Source organism: Nocardioides sp. NPDC087217 (assembly GCF_044744805.1).
Taxonomy (GTDB): domain Bacteria; phylum Actinomycetota; class Actinomycetes; order Propionibacteriales; family Nocardioidaceae; genus Nocardioides.
Window position 1 is genome coordinate 1,194,100 of record NZ_JBIUZB010000002.1, and the last position, 14,812, is coordinate 1,208,911.

12 protein-coding genes are annotated in these 14,812 nt (G+C 70.5%); 7 read left to right on the plus strand and 5 right to left on the minus strand.

The annotated features are described in order from the left end of the window. Window positions 1-36: 36 nt before the first annotated feature. Complete coding sequence (locus ACIO3S_RS13155) at window positions 37-1,308, plus strand: sensor histidine kinase (RefSeq protein ID WP_400463983.1); 1,272 nt, start codon at window positions 37-39, stop codon at window positions 1,306-1,308. Continuing rightward, a complete protein-coding gene (locus tag ACIO3S_RS13160; protein ID WP_160022814.1) occupies window positions 1,287-1,949 on the plus strand; it encodes a response regulator transcription factor in 663 nt (220 codons plus the stop codon). The genes ACIO3S_RS13155 and ACIO3S_RS13160 overlap by 22 nt, the downstream gene beginning before the upstream one ends. Before the next feature lie 16 nt (window positions 1,950-1,965). Here the strand turns inward: ACIO3S_RS13160 and ACIO3S_RS13165 are convergent, their stop codons facing one another. The 5 genes from ACIO3S_RS13165 to thrS form a co-directional block, all read right to left on the minus strand. Further along, entirely contained in the window at window positions 1,966-3,018 is a 1,053-nt protein-coding gene (locus ACIO3S_RS13165; RefSeq protein WP_400463987.1) for a M36 family metallopeptidase, read from the minus strand. 57 nt (window positions 3,019-3,075) lie between these two features. Further along, entirely contained in the window at window positions 3,076-3,810 is a 735-nt protein-coding gene (locus tag ACIO3S_RS13170) for a TetR/AcrR family transcriptional regulator (protein ID WP_400463990.1), read from the minus strand. Between the two features lie 14 nt (window positions 3,811-3,824). Next, window positions 3,825-5,507, minus strand: a complete 1,683-nt coding sequence (locus ACIO3S_RS13175) for an FAD-dependent oxidoreductase (protein WP_400463993.1) — start codon at window positions 5,505-5,507, stop codon at window positions 3,825-3,827. A gap of 37 nt (window positions 5,508-5,544) precedes the next feature. Next, window positions 5,545-6,540: a diiron oxygenase gene (locus ACIO3S_RS13180; protein ID WP_400463996.1), complete on the minus strand. Its 996-nt coding sequence runs from the start codon at window positions 6,538-6,540 to the stop codon at window positions 5,545-5,547. A 195-nt stretch (window positions 6,541-6,735) separates the two neighbouring features. Continuing rightward, the gene (gene thrS, locus ACIO3S_RS13185; RefSeq protein WP_400463999.1) at window positions 6,736-8,724 is read right to left on the minus strand and encodes a threonine--tRNA ligase; all 1,989 of its coding nucleotides are present in this window, start codon (window positions 8,722-8,724) and stop codon (window positions 6,736-6,738) included. 243 nt (window positions 8,725-8,967) lie between these two features. Here thrS and ACIO3S_RS13190 point away from each other — a divergent pair, with 243 nt between their 5' ends. The 5 genes from ACIO3S_RS13190 (at window position 8,968) to ACIO3S_RS13210 (ending at window position 14,787) form a co-directional block, all read left to right on the plus strand. Beyond that, window positions 8,968-9,966: a hypothetical protein gene (locus tag ACIO3S_RS13190; protein ID WP_400464002.1), complete on the plus strand. Its 999-nt coding sequence runs from the start codon at window positions 8,968-8,970 to the stop codon at window positions 9,964-9,966. 37 nt (window positions 9,967-10,003) lie between these two features. Further along, on the plus strand, window positions 10,004-11,158 hold the full coding sequence (locus ACIO3S_RS13195; RefSeq protein WP_400464005.1) for a zinc-binding dehydrogenase: 1,155 nt from the start codon (window positions 10,004-10,006) through the stop codon (window positions 11,156-11,158). Window positions 11,159-11,302: 144 nt separating this feature from the next. Continuing rightward, on the plus strand, window positions 11,303-12,601 hold the full coding sequence (locus tag ACIO3S_RS13200) for a DEAD/DEAH box helicase (protein ID WP_350843904.1): 1,299 nt from the start codon (window positions 11,303-11,305) through the stop codon (window positions 12,599-12,601). A gap of 138 nt (window positions 12,602-12,739) precedes the next feature. Then, window positions 12,740-14,119 (plus strand): sensor histidine kinase, encoded by a 1,380-nt coding sequence (locus ACIO3S_RS13205; RefSeq protein WP_400464009.1) that lies wholly within the window; start codon window positions 12,740-12,742, stop codon window positions 14,117-14,119. After that, window positions 14,116-14,787, plus strand: a complete 672-nt coding sequence (locus tag ACIO3S_RS13210) for a response regulator (RefSeq protein ID WP_400464012.1) — start codon at window positions 14,116-14,118, stop codon at window positions 14,785-14,787. Before ACIO3S_RS13205 ends, ACIO3S_RS13210 begins: the two co-directional genes overlap by 4 nt. The last annotated feature ends 25 nt before the right edge of the window (window positions 14,788-14,812 follow it).

Consider the following 14,812-nt stretch of genomic DNA (forward strand, 5'->3'; position numbering starts at 1 on the left):
CCGCCGCGGGGTCGTGAGTGCCTAGGCTCGAGGGGCATGAGACCTCCACCCGACGTCTGGGCCGCGCTGCGCTCCTCGCCCTGGCGGCTGCTCGCCTCCAGCTGGCCCTGGCGCGCCCTGGCCTACCTGGCCTCCGGTGCGCTGGTCGGTCTCGTCGTCGCCGTCCTGCTGTTCGTGCTGGTCGGCGTCGGACTGCTCACCCTGGTCATCCTGGTCGGGGTGCTGGTTCTCGCCGGGATCCCGCTGCTGGCGGCGCTCGTCGCCGACGTGGAGCGGGTACGCCTCCGGCTGATCCTGCCCGAGGCACGTCCGGGATCGGCCGAGCCTGCGCCGATCGCCTGGAGCGACCGGCTCCGGGCACTGCGCCGGCTGCGGATCTCCGGACCCGAGGTCGGCTACACCGTGCTGTTCGCCACGGTCATGTGGCTGGTCGACGCCGTCGCGCTCAACCTGATCATCACCATCCCGGGCGTGCTCGTGCTCGCCCCGGCCCTGGTCCGGATCGACGGTCCCGTCGCCTTCGGACCCTGGCAGCTCACCACGCCCACCGAGGCCTGGATCGCCGTGGCCCCGGGGCTGCTGCTGCTGATCGCCGGCCTGTACGCCGCCACCCTCCTCGCCGCCGCCCAGGCCAGCCTAGCGCGGCTCCTGCTCGAACCGGCCCAGGCCCGGCTGGCCGTGGCAGTCGCCGACCTGCGCCGGTCCCGGGTCGACCTCGTCGACGCCTTCGAGACCGAGCGCAGCCGGATCGAGCGCGACCTGCACGACGGCGCGCAGCAGCGGCTGGTCGCGCTGACCATGACGCTCGGCCTGGCCGAGCTGGAGGTGTCCGAGGGTGCTGGGCTCGACCTCGTCCGGCAGGCCCACGCCCAGGCCGAGACGGCGCTGGCCGAGCTCCGCGCCACCGTCCGCGGGATCCATCCGCGGGTGCTGGTCGACCACGGGCTCACCGCTGCCGTCCGCGAGCTCGCCGACGCCGCCGGGCTGCCGGTCTCGGTCGACCTGCGGGTGGACGGTCGACTGCCGGCGCCGGTCGAGGCCGCGGCGTACTTCGTGGTCGCCGAGGCGCTCACCAATGCGGTCCGCCATGCCCATGCCCGCTCCGCGCGCGTGCAGGGGCAGGTCACCGGTGACCGGCTGCAGGTCTGCGTACGCGATGATGGGGCCGGCGGCGCCACCGTGCGTCCCGGGGGCGGGCTCGCCGGCCTGGCCACCCGGCTGGCCGCCCTGGACGGGACCCTGGAGGTCACCAGCCCGCCGGGCGGACCGACGGAAGTGAGGATGACGTGCCCGACCGTGCTCCCCTGAGGATCGTCCTGGCCGAGGACGCCGCGCTGCTGCGCGAGGGGCTCCTCGCCATCCTCGAGCGCGCCGGCCACGAGGTCATCGCCGCGGTCGGCGACGCCGACGCCCTGCTCGCCTTCACCGACCACACCCGCCCCGACGTGGTGATCACCGACATCCGGATGCCGCCGACCCACACCGACGAGGGGCTGCGCGCCGCTGCCGAGCTCCGCCGACGGCACCCCGACCTGGCGGTCCTGGTGCTCTCGGCCTACGTCGCCGACGCCTACCTCGCTGAGCTCCTCGACACCACCGGTGGCGGCGGCATCGGCTACCTGCTCAAGGACCGGGTCGGCCACGTCCGCGACTTCCTCGACAGCCTGGACCGGGTGGCCGGCGGCGAGACCGTCGTCGACCCGCAGGTCGTACGCGGCCTCCTCAACCGGCACCAGCCAGACGGTCCGCTCGACGTGCTCTCGGAGCGCGAGCGAGAGGTCCTGGGCCTGATGGCCGAGGGGCGTACCAACGGCAGCATCGCCACCGCGCTCTTCGTCTCCGAGGCCGCCGTGCGCAAGCACGTCGGCAACATCTTCGCCAAGCTCCGCCTCGACCCCACCACCGACCGACGCGTCTCGGCCGTCCTCGCCTACCTGCGCGAGGCCTAGCCGAGCGGCGTGGGGATCAGAAGGTGATCCCCCGGGCGGCGAACCGGTCGCGGACCAGGTCGGCGGCGGCCTGGCCGTCGCGAGCAGCCGCTGCGGCGTACGTCTCGGCTGCCGCGGCCTGGAAGCTGGTGTCCGGGGCGTAGGAGAACTGGGAGTAGATCAGCGTGGTGTCCCAGTCGCGGGTGGAGAGGCCGAGTGCCTCGTAGCCCTCGCGGATCTCCCACAGCGCCTGGCTCCAGATCTGGCCGTCGTAGTGGACCTGGTTGCGGCGGTCCTCGAGGGTCAGGTCGAGGTGGAAGCTGCGGATGCAGTGCGGGGCGTCGGTGTAGGAGGTCGCGTCCCAGTCCATCGGGCAGGAGGGGTCGGCAGCGACCGGCCAGCCGAACTCCGAGGCGGCGTCGAGCCCGACGGTCACGGCGAGGTAGTCGCCGAACGACTCCCCGATCGCGCCGGCGTCCAGGCTGCTGCCGTAGCCGGGAACCTGGCTGGCGTGGACGGCGTGGCCGTACTCGTGGACGATCACCTCGGCGTCCTCGGCGTCGTCGACACCGCCCTTGCCCAGCCGGATCCGGTAGGGCTTGTCGGTCTGGTAGGAGTTGTCGCCGCCGTACTGGTTGATCTTGACCGAGAACGGCTGGTTCAGGACGCCCGGGAGCGTCTCGCCGAAGCCGAGGGTGTGCAGGTAGGTCTGCGCCCGGGTCACCCAGAAGTAGCCCATGACCTGCTCGAACTGGTCCTGGTGGCGGTCGTAGGAGTAGCTGTTGGTCGTGGAGTACGCAGGCGTGCCGGTGCTCGACTCGACGACGGCGTAGTCGCCGCGGAGGTAGCCCGAGCCGTCCAGGTGGGTGAGCGGCACCTCGGCGTAGGCGCTGTCCGGGACCGCGCTAGCGGCGTCCTTCTGGTCGGTCAGGTCCTGGTCGTTGCTGGACTGGACCGGGTTGACCATGAACACGCGGGCGGTGCCCTCGGAGGAGCCGCTGCCTGGGGCCGCTGTCACCGGGCTCAGCGGGACGGCGAACCCGGCGGTGGCCGCCAGGCCTGCGGTGACGGCGATCGAGAGTCTGCGCATGTGGGGCATGGTCATCTCCTGGAATGAACGGCCGTGTGGCCGGGTGATACCGGGAGGCTATACCGCGAGGATGTCCTTGGACAGGAGTTCTTCCAGAGGAAGGTCGGGATCGAGCTCGATCCCGAAGCCGCGGGCATGGCCGTCGATGACGAACCAGATGGACCGAGCGGTGAGCCGCTCCAGCGTCTCGGCGGGCAGCCGGTCGCCGGTGCGGGTCAGCCAGCGGCGTACGGCCCCGAAGACCGCGCCGACCAGACCGTAGATCAGCGGGTCGAGGGCCTCAGCCTCCTCCTCGGTGGGCGTGCCCCCGAGGGCGAGGACGGCGGTGCCGACGATCGCCGAGATCCGGCCGGCGAGCTGCTCCATCCCCTGCTGGAACGGGCCCTCGTCGTCGCCGCCTTCGATGTCGTGGTCGGCAGCGAGGTGGAGGGCGGGATGCGCCCGCGCCCAGTGGATGTAGGTGCCGATGATCCGCTCGATGATCTGCGGGACCGTGCCGTCGAGGGTGATCCCCGGCAGCAGATCGGACCAGAGCCCGTCGAGGATCGCCTGCTGGACAGCCCGGTCGAGGTCGGCGCGGTCCTCGAAGTGGCGGTAGATGACCGTGCGGGACAGCCCGGCGCGCACCGCGATCTGCTGCACCTGCACGTCGGCGCCGGGCTCACCGGCCTCGATCACCGCGATCGCGGCGTCGATGATCTGCTGGCGGCGCTGCTCGTTGTGCTTGCTCCACCGGTCCTGCCGACCATCGCGCTTCTCGGCCACCCGCTTCTCCCCCTGCTCCCGTGACATTTGTCGAGAGCGTCTCAGCGCTCCTTGCGACGCCCAAGAGAGTATCGGGGTTTCCGCGACTTCGCGGCGATGCCCCGCATCTCCTCGACATCGGTGATCTTCACCCGCGGACGGCCGGACTCGGCGCCACGTCGCTTCTCCTCGCGGTCGATCGCCTGCCAGCCGGCCAGGTCGACCATGCCGGGCTGGCGGCTGCGTACGACCGCGGTGATCTCACCGGCGTCACCGACCGGAGCCGGGATGCGGTCCGTGTCGAGGTCGTCGAGCAGCTGCTCGACCGTCTCCTCGGCGTCGGACTTGTTGGTGCCGATGAAGCCGTTGGGACCGCGCTTGACCCAGCCCGCGACATAGACGCCCGGGAGCACCCGGCCGCGCTCGTTGGGGACGGTGCCGGTCGCGGCGTCGTAGGGAAGGTCGGCCACGGGCAGCCCTTTGTAGCCGACCGCACGCAGCAGCATCCCGGTCTCGAGGACCTCGGTCTCGCCGGTCGGAACCGCCCGGACGACGCCGTTCTCGTCGCGCTCGAGGCGGTTGCGGCCGACCTCGACCCCGGTGACCCGGCCCTCACCCAGCACGCGCACCGGCGAGCTGAGGAAGCGAAGGACGATCGTACGCAGCTCCGGACGGACCTCGCGGCCGGCGAGCTCGCGCAACAGCCGGGTGGTGGTGCCGCCGCCGGCGAGCGCCACCTCGATCGGCATGTCTCCGGTGTCGACGATGACGTTGATCCCGGTGTGGCCCATCAACCCGACCAGCTCGGGCACGGTGAAGGCCGCCTCCCCGGGCCCCCTGCGCCCGAGGACGACGACCTCCTTCACCGCGCTGTCGCGCAGCACCGCCAGCGGTCCCTCGGCAACGTCGGTCCGGGCCAGCCGCTCGGGGTCCTCGGCAAGGATCCGGGCGCAGTCGAGCGCCACGTTGCCGTTGCCCACCAGGACGACCCGACGCGACCGGAGGGACTCCACATCGAGGTGGATGGGCAGGTCCTGTTTGTCCGGGTGGCCGTTGTACCAGCCGACGAAGTCGGTCGCGCTCAGCGAGCCGGGCAGGTCGTCGCCCTCGATCCCGAGAGCGCGGTCGCTCGCCGCGCCGACGGTGTAGACGACCGCGTGGTAGCGAGCGGTCAGCTCGGCGTGGGAGACGTCCTTGCCGACCTCGACGCCCAGGAAGTAGCGGAACCCGGGCTGCGACTCGATCTGCGCGAAGAGCTTCTCGACCTGCTTGGTGTTCTGGTGGTCGGGCGCTACACCGGCCCGGACCAGGCCGTACGGCGTCGGCAGCCGGTCGAAGACGTCGACGGAGATCTCGGGGTGCTTGAGCAGCTCGTCGGCGGCGTACATCCCCGCCGGCCCGGCGCCGACCACCGCGACCCGGAACGGTCCAGTGCGGGTCAGCCGGCGCTGGGGGTGGACCAGGGCGAGCGGGGTGCGGTCCTTGTGCGGGAAGACCTCGAAGTACTCCGCGTTGATCGCCAGGAACGGCGTCTGCGCGGCCGTCAGGGTCGTGTGCGGGACGATCGCATCGGCCGGGCACGCCGTGACGCAGGCTCCGCAGTCGACGCAGCTCTTGGCGTCGACGTAGAGCATCTCGGCCTCGCCGAAGCCGGGCTCGCCCGGGGCGGGGTGGATGCAGTTGACCGGGCAGGCGACCACGCACGAGGCGTCCGCACAGCACGACTGAGTGACGACATGAGGCACTTTGTGACTACCGTTCTAGGGCGTCGGGCTCAGGGGATCAGTAGGACGCCGCGCGCGGCTCGGCGCGGAAGCGCGAGGCGCGGCCGTCGATGCCGGTCATCCTCCACAGCAGCTTGGCCGGGCCCTTGCGGATGCCGAGGTTGTCGGCCAGGAGGCGTACGTCACCGAAGAGGTCACGCAGCAGCTTCTCGGACTCCTCCGACTTCCACCAGATCTCGCGGGCGACCTCGTCCGGGATGCCCATGTCGTGGCGGGCCTGCTTGCTCGGGACCATGATCACGTCGCAGAGCAGGCGCATGATGATCGGGAAGACGTAGGCCAGCAGGGTCTTCTTCACCCGGCCCAGCTCGGGCACGTGCTGCTCGAGGTACTGGTGGGCGAAGCCGATGTGGCGGGCCTCCTCGGCGATGTGGATCTGCATGATCCGGTTGGCCGCCGGGTGGCTGCCACCGGCGCGCATCGCGCCCTTCTGCAGGTGGTCGATCGGCTCCTCACCGGCGAGGATGCCGGTGAAGAACGCCTCCGGGAACCAGGCACCCGCCGAGGCGAGGAGCGGCACCAGGACCTTGTAGTAGGTCGGCGCACCCGCCACGTCCGGGTTCACCCGGTTGACGAACTCCTGGAACATCTGGGTGTGGTGGGTCTCCTCGGTCACCTCGTGAGTCGCGTAGCGGAACTCCGGGTTGTTGTTCTTCGACCAGACCAGGTGGTTCATCACGCCGCCGATGAGCAGCTGCTCGAACTGCAGGCCGACCTTGGCGACCTGGGCCCAGCGGTACATCCCGATCTCGATCTGGCGCTCCTTGGACAGCGCCTTGTACCACGGGTGGGCACCGATCTCGTCGGCGTCGTTGAGGATCCAGCGCTCATCGCCCGGCTGGACCGCGAGCTCGTCGGAGTCCCAGTCGATGTCCTTGAACGGGTCGAAGTGCACCTCCACCGAGGCCTCGGACAGCGTACGAAGCGTGTCGAGGTAGGCCTGCTTGCCCTGGCGGACGTATCCAGTGGACTTCTCATCCTGAACGGCGGTCATGACGATCGCTCCTTCACCGTTGAGTTCTACGTTGAGCTGCTAACGACGTGACCCACGTTACCCGGACACGCGTCCCGATAACAAGAGTACGCGCGACTTCGTGTCACGTTTATCTTTCCGCCGCTCGGCGGCCCGCCGGAAATGCCGCGAGGGCGGTGCGTGACATGTCACGCACCGCCCTCGAGAGGTCTCGGGTCAGACTTGCTCGTGCGACTCCACAGCGGCGACGATCCGCTCGATCGCCTCGTCGACCGGGATGCCGTTCTCCTGGTGGCCGTCGCGGTAGCGGAAGCTGACCGCGCCCTTCTCGACGTCCTCGCCACCGGCGATCAGCATGAACGGGATCTTCTGGAGCTGGGCGTTGCGGATCTTCTTCTGGAAGCGGTCGTCGGACTCGTCGACCTCGACCCGGATGCCCTTGGCCTTCAGCTTGGCGGCGACCTCGTAGAGGTAGTCGTCGAACGCGTCGGCGACCGGGATCCCGACGACCTGGACCGGGGCGAGCCACGGCGGCATGGCGCCGGCGTAGTGCTCGACCAGCACGCCCAGGAACCGCTCGATCGAACCGAACTTGGCCGAGTGGATCATCACCGGCTGCTGGCGGGTGCCGTCGGCGGCCTGGTACTCCAGGTTGAACCGGTCCGCGGCCGGCTGGTTGAAGTCGTACTGGACCGTGCCCATCTGCCAGGTCCGGCCGATCGCGTCCTTGGCCTGGACGGAGATCTTCGGCCCGTAGAACGCCGCACCGCCCGGGTCGGGCACGAGGTCGAGACCGGTCTCGGACGCCACGTCCTCGAGGATCTTGGTGGCCTCGGCCCAGTCCTCGTCGCTGCCGACGAACTTGTCCTTGTTGGAGTCGTCGCGGGTCGACATCTCCAGGTAGAAGTCGTCGAGACCGAAGTCCTTGAGCACGGTCAGCATGAAGTCGAGCAGGTGCTTGACCTCGGCCGGCGCCTGCTCCTTGGTGCAGTAGGAGTGGGAGTCGTCCTGGGCGAAGCCACGCACGCGGGTGAGCCCGTGGATGACGCCCGACTTCTCGTTGCGGTAGACCGACCCGAACTCGAACAGCCGCAGCGGCAGCTCGCGGTAGGAGCGTCCGCGCGAACGGAAGATCAGGTTGTGCATCGGGCAGTTCATCGCCTTGAGGCGGTAGTCCTGGCCGTCCACGTCCAGCGCCGGGAACATGCCGTCGCCGTAGTAGGGCAGATGGCCCGAGGTGTGGAAGAGCTGCTCGCGCGCGATGTGCGGGGTGCCGACGTACTCGAAGCCGTGCTCGATGTGCTTGGCGCGTACGTAGTCCTCCATCTCCCGCTTGATGATCCCGCCCTTGGGGTGGAAGACCGGGAGGCCGGAGCCGATCTCGTCCGGGAAGGAGAACAGGTCGAGCTCGCGGCCGAGCTTGCGGTGGTCGCGGCGCTCGGCCTCCTCGATCCGGACCAGGTGGGCGTCGAGCGCCTCCTTGGACTCCCAGGCGGTGCCGTAGATGCGCTGGAGCTGCTTGTTCTTCTCGTCGCCGCGCCAGTACGCAGCAGCGCTGCGCATCAGCTTGAAGGCCGGGATCCGCTTGGTGGTCGGCAGGTGCGGGCCACGGCACAGGTCCTTCCACGCGATCTCGCCGTTGCGGTCGAGGTTGTCGTAGATGGTCAGCTCGCCGCCGCCGACCTCGGCGCTGGCACCTTCGGCGGCGTCGGCAGCCGAGCCCTTGAGGCCGATCAACTCGAGCTTGTAGGGCTCGTCGGCCAGCTCGACGCGGGCGTCCTCGTCGGTGGTGACTCGGCGGGAGAACTTCTGGTTGGCCTTGATGATCTTCTTCATCCGGGACTCGATCTTGACCAGGTCCTCCGGGTGGAACGGGGTCTCGACGTCGAAGTCGTAGTAGAAGCCGTCGGTGATCGGCGGTCCGATGCCGAGCTTGGCCTCCGGGAAGAGCTCCTGCACCGCCTGCGCCATCACGTGCGCGGTCGAGTGGCGCAGGATGTCGTGGCCGTCCTTGGAGTCGATCAGGACGCCCTCGACGGCGTCGCCGTCGACCAGCTCGTAGGAGAGGTCCTTCAGGTCCTTCCCGACCCTGGCCGCGATCACGTCGGGGTTGTCCGCGAAGAGCTCCCACGCCTTCGTGCCCGTAGTGACCGCCCGTTCCTCGCGCCCGTCGGGGGTGAGTACGGCGATCTTGATCTCGGACACGGATGCTCCTGTGGGTTCCAGTGGTGTGTGGACCGCGATGCTCGCGCGGCGTTCCGATCGTATCCGCCGCCGGCGGCGTACTGCGAATGGGTGAACCCGTGTCAGATACGGTCGTGAGACAGGCGCGCAGCGGCCCGGACGGTGCCGAGTCTTCGACTCGGTTGACGAGAACCCGTGGGGGCATGCGGCTAGAATTCCGAGCCTCGATCGACGTCCGTCCCAGTCTTTGATGTGAAAGGCCTCGTGCTCCCCACCACCGGCCCCAAGTCCCGTCTCATCGACCCTTCTCGCCGGGTGCGCCGGCTACAGCGGCTCACGTCGATGGCGACCGTCCTGATCACCTTGGGCCTCGGCGCCCTGGCGATGCTGTTCCCCGCCACCGTCGTGGCGCAGCACGCAGCCGACCGGTGGAACAGCGGGCAATGGGCGGAGGTGAGCGTGGTGGAGCGGTGCGAGTTCGACGGCGGCACCGGCGAGATCACCTCCTGCCGCGGCCAGTGGCGCATCGAGGGCGAGCGGGTCACCGGAAGCATCCACGGCACCCTGCGCGACATCGGGCGCGACCCCGACCCGTCGAAGGCGACCTTCCGGATGTGGGTGGTCGACTCCGACGCCTACGGAGAGCATGCGATCAACCCGTGGCCGGCCCGCATCCTCGGGATGGGCCGAGAGCCTGTGCTCTGGGGCGGGATCGCGCTCACGGTGCTCGGACTGGTGGTGCTGCCGAGGCGGCGGGCGTGGCTGCGTACGCCTGGCGAGGAGACGCTCACCGAGGACCTCGGCATCCGGCTGAGCACCCACCCCGCGCACGGACGGGCGTGGCTGGCGCCGGTCGGGCTGGTCCTCGGCCCGGCGCTCATCGCGTTCGGGGCCTGGGTAGCCACTCGGCCGAATCTGCCGATGGTGCTCGTGCTGGCCGGGGGTCTGGTTGCGCTCGCCGGGCTGATCCTCGGGTTCCGGCTGGCCTGGCTCGGGCTGCAGCGCCCGGTCGCGGTCGACCTCGGGCTCTATGAAGGCGGCCTGGTCCTGGAGTACGCCCGCCACACCGACGTCATCCTCTGGGAGGACGTGACCAGCATCGACACCGGTGTCGTCGACGAGCGCAAGGCCAACCCGCGCATCGACGTCACGCTGCACCTGGTCACCGGCGCCGCGCTTCGGCTGCCGCGCGTCGACCACCAGCACTCGTTCACCGCTCACCTGCACCGGATCTCGTCCGCTGGATCGCTGCCGACTGGTTGAGACCGGGTGCGGACGGGGTGAGGTAGCGTCGGCGTCGATGAACCAGATGCGCGCAACCGTGGTCCACAAGGGCGAGCTCTCCGTGCGGTCGGTCCCGCGTCCCGAGCCCGGGCCGGGACAGCTGCTGATCAAGGTGCTGCGCGCCGGGATCTGCGGCTCCGACCTGCACGTCCGAGAGCACGCCGACGAGCTCAACGAGGTGGTCACCGAGATCGGCTACACCACCGCGATGACGCCGGATCAGGAGATCGTGCTGGGCCATGAGCTCCTCGGCGAGGTGGTGGCCTATGGCCCGGAGACCCGCGGTCGCTGGGAGCCGGGCACGTCGGTGACGGCGCTGCCGGTGCTGCGTACGGACGGGGCCGTCCACATGGTCGGCTTCGACGTCGACTCCCCCGGTGGTTTCGCGGAGTACTGCGTCGTCCAGGAGGCCTTCACCTTCCCGGTGCCCGACGGCGTCTCGCCCGACCAGGCCGTGTTCACCGAGCCGCTGGCGGTCGCCTTCCACGCCGTACGCCGCGGCGCGGTCTCCGCACGGCGGCCTGCCGTCGTCATCGGCTGCGGCCCGATCGGGCTGGCCGTCATCCTCATGCTCAAGGCGCAGGGGGTGAAGACGGTCGTCGCCTCCGACCTCTCCCCCGCGCGGCGCGCGCTCGCGGTGAAGTGCGGTGCCGACGTGGTCGTCGACCCGCGCGAGTCCTCGCCGTGGGACGCCTACAAGCAGCGTGGGCCGGTCAACTCGCTGACCGACTACCTGGGCTTCGGGATCGACGCGATGCAGGTCGTACGCCGCATCCCGCTGCTCCCCTGGGAGACGGTGCTGCTCAACGCCGACCGCCTCGGCCAGTCGCCGACCGGTCCGGTCGTCTTCGAGTGCGTCGGGGTGCCGGGGATGCTCGAGCAGATCATGACCGCGGCGCCGCTGCACACGCGCGTCGTGGTGGTCGGGGTGTGCATGGAGCCGGACACGATCCGGCCCGCGATCGCGATCCACAAGGAGATCGACCTGCGGTTCGTGTTCGGCTACGACCCCGCGGAGTTCGCGCGCACGCTGGAGCTGATCGCCGGCGGGAAGGTCGACCCCTCGCCGCTGCACACCGGCACCGTCGGGCTCGACGGCGTCGCCCAGGCCTTCTCGGACCTGGCCGACCCGGAGACGCACGCGAAGATCCTCGTCGATCCGTGGGCGTGACCCGAGACACGGCACCGACGATTCTGGTGGACGGATCACCTACCGGTAGTATCTGATCCATCAGCGGCCCGTTCCGGTCTTGCCCCCGGCCGCTCTCGGTATCAACTCATTATGGCGAGACACATCGCTTGAAAAGTTGACTCCTTGTCTCAGCAGAGCTTCAGCGCGCTCGGCGTGCCCGCAGACCTCACCGCCGTCCTCGATCACCACGGCATCACCACCCCCACCCCGATCCAGGCCGCGACCCTGCCGGACTCCCTCGCCGGGCGCGACGTGCTCGGTCGTGGGCGGACCGGTTCGGGCAAGACGTACGCCTTCCTGCTTCCGCTCGTCGCCCGCCTCGCGGGTGGCGCCAGGGCGAAGTCCGGCAAGCCGCGGGCGCTCGTGCTCGCCCCGACCCGTGAGCTGGTCCGCCAGATCGAGGAGTCGCTGCGACCGCTCGCCGCGGAGGCAGGCCTGAGCGTGCAGACCGTCTTCGGTGGTGTCGGGCAGAACCCACAGGTCATCGGCCTGCGCAAGGGTGCCGACGTCGTCCTCGCCTGCCCCGGCCGGCTCGAGGACCTGATCGCGCAGCGTCACGCCGACCTGTCCTCGATCGAGGTCACCGTCCTGGACGAGGCCGACCACATGGCCGACCTCGGCTTCCTGCCCGCCGTGCGGCGCCTGCTGACGATGACGCCGAAGGGCAGCCAGCGTCTCCTGTTCAGCGCCACGCTCGACAAGGGCGTCAACGTGCTGGTCAAGCAGTTCCTCCAGCAGCCGGTCGTCCACGAGGCCGACTCCGCGCAGTCGCCGGTGGCCGAGATGGAGCACCACGTGCTCCACCTCTCCGCACGCGAGCACCGCATCCCGGTCCTCGCCGACCTGGCCGCCGCTCCGGGCCGCACGGTCGTCTTCACCCGCACCAAGCACGGCGCCAAGGGCGTCGCCCGCCAGCTCGGCCGCGCCGGCATCCCGGCCGTCGAGCTCCACGGCGACCTCTCCCAGAACGCCCGGGTGCGCAACCTGGAGGCCTTCCACTCCGGCCGGGCGACCACCCTGGTGGCCACCGACATCGCCGCCCGCGGGATCCACGTCGACGACGTCACCCTCGTCGTCCACGCCGACCCGCCCGCCGAGCACAAGGCCTACCTGCACCGCTCCGGCCGTACGGCCCGCGCCGGTGCCTCCGGCACCGTGGTCACCCTGATGCTGCCCGACCAGGTCAAGGACGTCCGTACGCTGACCCGCGCCGCCGGGATCAAGCCGACCACCACCCGTCTCGACGGGCCCTCGCACCCGATCCTGGTCGAGCTGGCTCCCGGCGAGCGCACCCGGCCCGGCCCGTTCGTGCCAGTCGTCGCCCAGCCCCCGCGCCGCCCCGCCGGCGAGGGCACCGGCAACCGGAAGAGCCGCCCCGGCTCGCGCGCCCGCAAGCGTCAGCGGGCTGCTGGCTCGCGCTGAAAACGGGTAGTCCGGTAGCGAACTGCCTATTACCGGCCAGTATTTGGGCAGTTCGCTCCCGGACTACCCCGCCAGCCACCTGCCGGACTCAGTCTCGAGACTGAGGACCCCGCCCGCCTGCCGAACTAGGGTGGCCGGGTGACTGTGCACGACGACGACGGCTCCTCCGGCCGGCTGGCGACCTTCTTCGCGACCGACGACGACTGGGAGCGGGAAGGCTCGATCACGCTCGGCGACTGGCTGGTCGGCGCGGTCGTGCTGGTCGCGAGCCTGGCCACCATGGAGCTTATCCGGGGAGTCGGGACGCTCGACTCCAGCGACGCACCGACCTGGGTCGAGTGGACGGCGGTGGTGATCGGCGCGGCGCTGCTCGTCTTCAGGCGGCGCTTCCCGCTCACGATCGCGCTCCTGGCCGGGCTGCACATGTTCGTCACCGGGGTGTGGCTCCCGACCGTGATGGGGCTGCTGCCGATGCAGATCATCTACTTCGTCGCCTTCTTCGCCGGAGCCGCCTGGGCACGGCGCCGGCGGGACATGGTGATCGTGATGGGGCTGATCACCCTGTTCATGTTCGCCTGGCTCTCCTGGCAGTTCGCGGTCGGCAGCGGCATCGACGAGATCCGCGAGGCGACCGCCGACACGGAGGGCTCCTCGCTCATCGGGCCGGTGACCGCCTACGTACTGCTCACCACCTTGATGAACCTGCTCTACTTCGCCGGTGCGATCGTCGGCGGTCAGGTCGCCTGGCGGGGTGCACGGCAGAAGGCCGAGCTGGCCGAGCAGGCCGCGACCATCGCCGCCCAGTCCGGGCAGCTCCAGCGCCGCGCCGTGATCGACGAGCGCCTGCGGATCGCCCGTGAGCTGCACGACGTGGTCGCCCACCATGTCGCGGTCGTCGGCGTCCAGGCGGCCGCCGGGCGCAAGCTGCTCGAACGCGGCCGTCCCGATGACATCGAGGGCGCCGCCGAGGCGCTCGGCAACGTCGAGGCATCCGCGCGCGAGGGCGTCACCCAGATGCGCTCGCTGCTCGGCACCCTGCGCGACCCGGCCGGCGATGTGGAGCCTTTGGGCTCCGCTTCAGCAGAAGTACGCCGCCCCGAGCCGCGCCTCGAGGACCTGCCCGCGCTCCTGGACGAGGTGCGCGAGAGCGGGCTGCGGGTCGACTACCAGGCCGTCGGGCCGGTCGAGGACCTCTCGCTGCCGCTGGCGCACTCGGTCTACCGGATCGTCCAGGAGGCGCTGGCCAACGTACGCCGCCACTCCACCGCCGACCGCGCCCAGGTCGTGCTCCGCGTCGACCGGGCCGCGTCCGCGCCGTACGCCGAGGTCGAGATCACCGACAACGGCCGGCCCCGGCACGGCACCTCCGGCAGCGGCCTGGGTCTGCTGGGCGTACGCGAACGCGCAGCCGTCAGGAAGGCGGAGGTCGACATCGGGCCCAGAGCCGTCCAGGGTTTCCGGGTGCGGGTGCGGTTCCCGCTCGACTCCCTCGTCACGTCGGCGGGAGCGGCGCGATGATCCGGGTGCTGCTCGCCGACGACCAGCAGCTGGTGCGCTCGGGGTTCCGTCTCATCCTCTCGATGGAGGACGACATCTCGGTGGTCGGTGAGGCCTCCGACGGCGCCGACGCGATCGCGAAGGCGCGCGAGCTGCGGCCCGACGTGGTGCTGATGGACGTACAGATGCCCGGCACCGACGGCATCGAGGCGACACGCACGGTGGTCGCCGAGGGGCACGCCAAGGTGATCATCCTGACCACCTTCGACCGCGACGACTACCTCTTCGACGCGCTGGCCGCCGGCGCGAGCGGCTTCCTGCTCAAGAACGCCGACCCCGACTCCCTGGCCGAGGCGGTGCGGGCCGCCGCCGACGGGCATGCGCTGCTCGCCCCGGAGGTCACGATGCGGGTGATCGGCCGGGTGACCAGCGACAACGCCCCGTCGGCGCCGAGGCCGAAGCCGCCCCGGGAGCTCGACCTGCTCACCGCCCGCGAGCGGGAGGTGCTGCTGCTCATCGGCGAGGGACTGAGCAACAACGAGATCGCCGGCCGGCTGTTCCTCACCGAGGCGACCGTGAAGACCCACGTGTCGGCCTGCCTGGCCAAGCTGCAGCTGCGCGACCGGGTGCAGACCGTGGTCTTCATCCACCGTCACGGCCTGCTCCCCGCCAGCCCGCCCAACGGGTGAGGTCGAGCTCATCCTCGCGACGGAT

What these genes read in the sequence shown, in the direction of transcription:
- ACIO3S_RS13180 (WP_400463996.1), bottom strand. Translation starts at nt 6,540, where the DNA reads ATGACCGCCGTTCAGGATGAGAAGTCCACTGGATACGTCCGCCAGGGC.
- ACIO3S_RS13210 (WP_400464012.1), top strand. Translation starts at nt 14,116, where the DNA reads ATGATCCGGGTGCTGCTCGCCGACGACCAGCAGCTGGTGCGCTCGGGG.
- ACIO3S_RS13155 (WP_400463983.1), top strand. Translation starts at nt 37, where the DNA reads ATGAGACCTCCACCCGACGTCTGGGCCGCGCTGCGCTCCTCGCCCTGG.
- ACIO3S_RS13165 (WP_400463987.1), bottom strand. Translation starts at nt 3,018, where the DNA reads ATGCGCAGACTCTCGATCGCCGTCACCGCAGGCCTGGCGGCCACCGCC.
- ACIO3S_RS13170 (WP_400463990.1), bottom strand. Translation starts at nt 3,810, where the DNA reads ATGTCACGGGAGCAGGGGGAGAAGCGGGTGGCCGAGAAGCGCGATGGT.
- ACIO3S_RS13195 (WP_400464005.1), top strand. Translation starts at nt 10,004, where the DNA reads ATGAACCAGATGCGCGCAACCGTGGTCCACAAGGGCGAGCTCTCCGTG.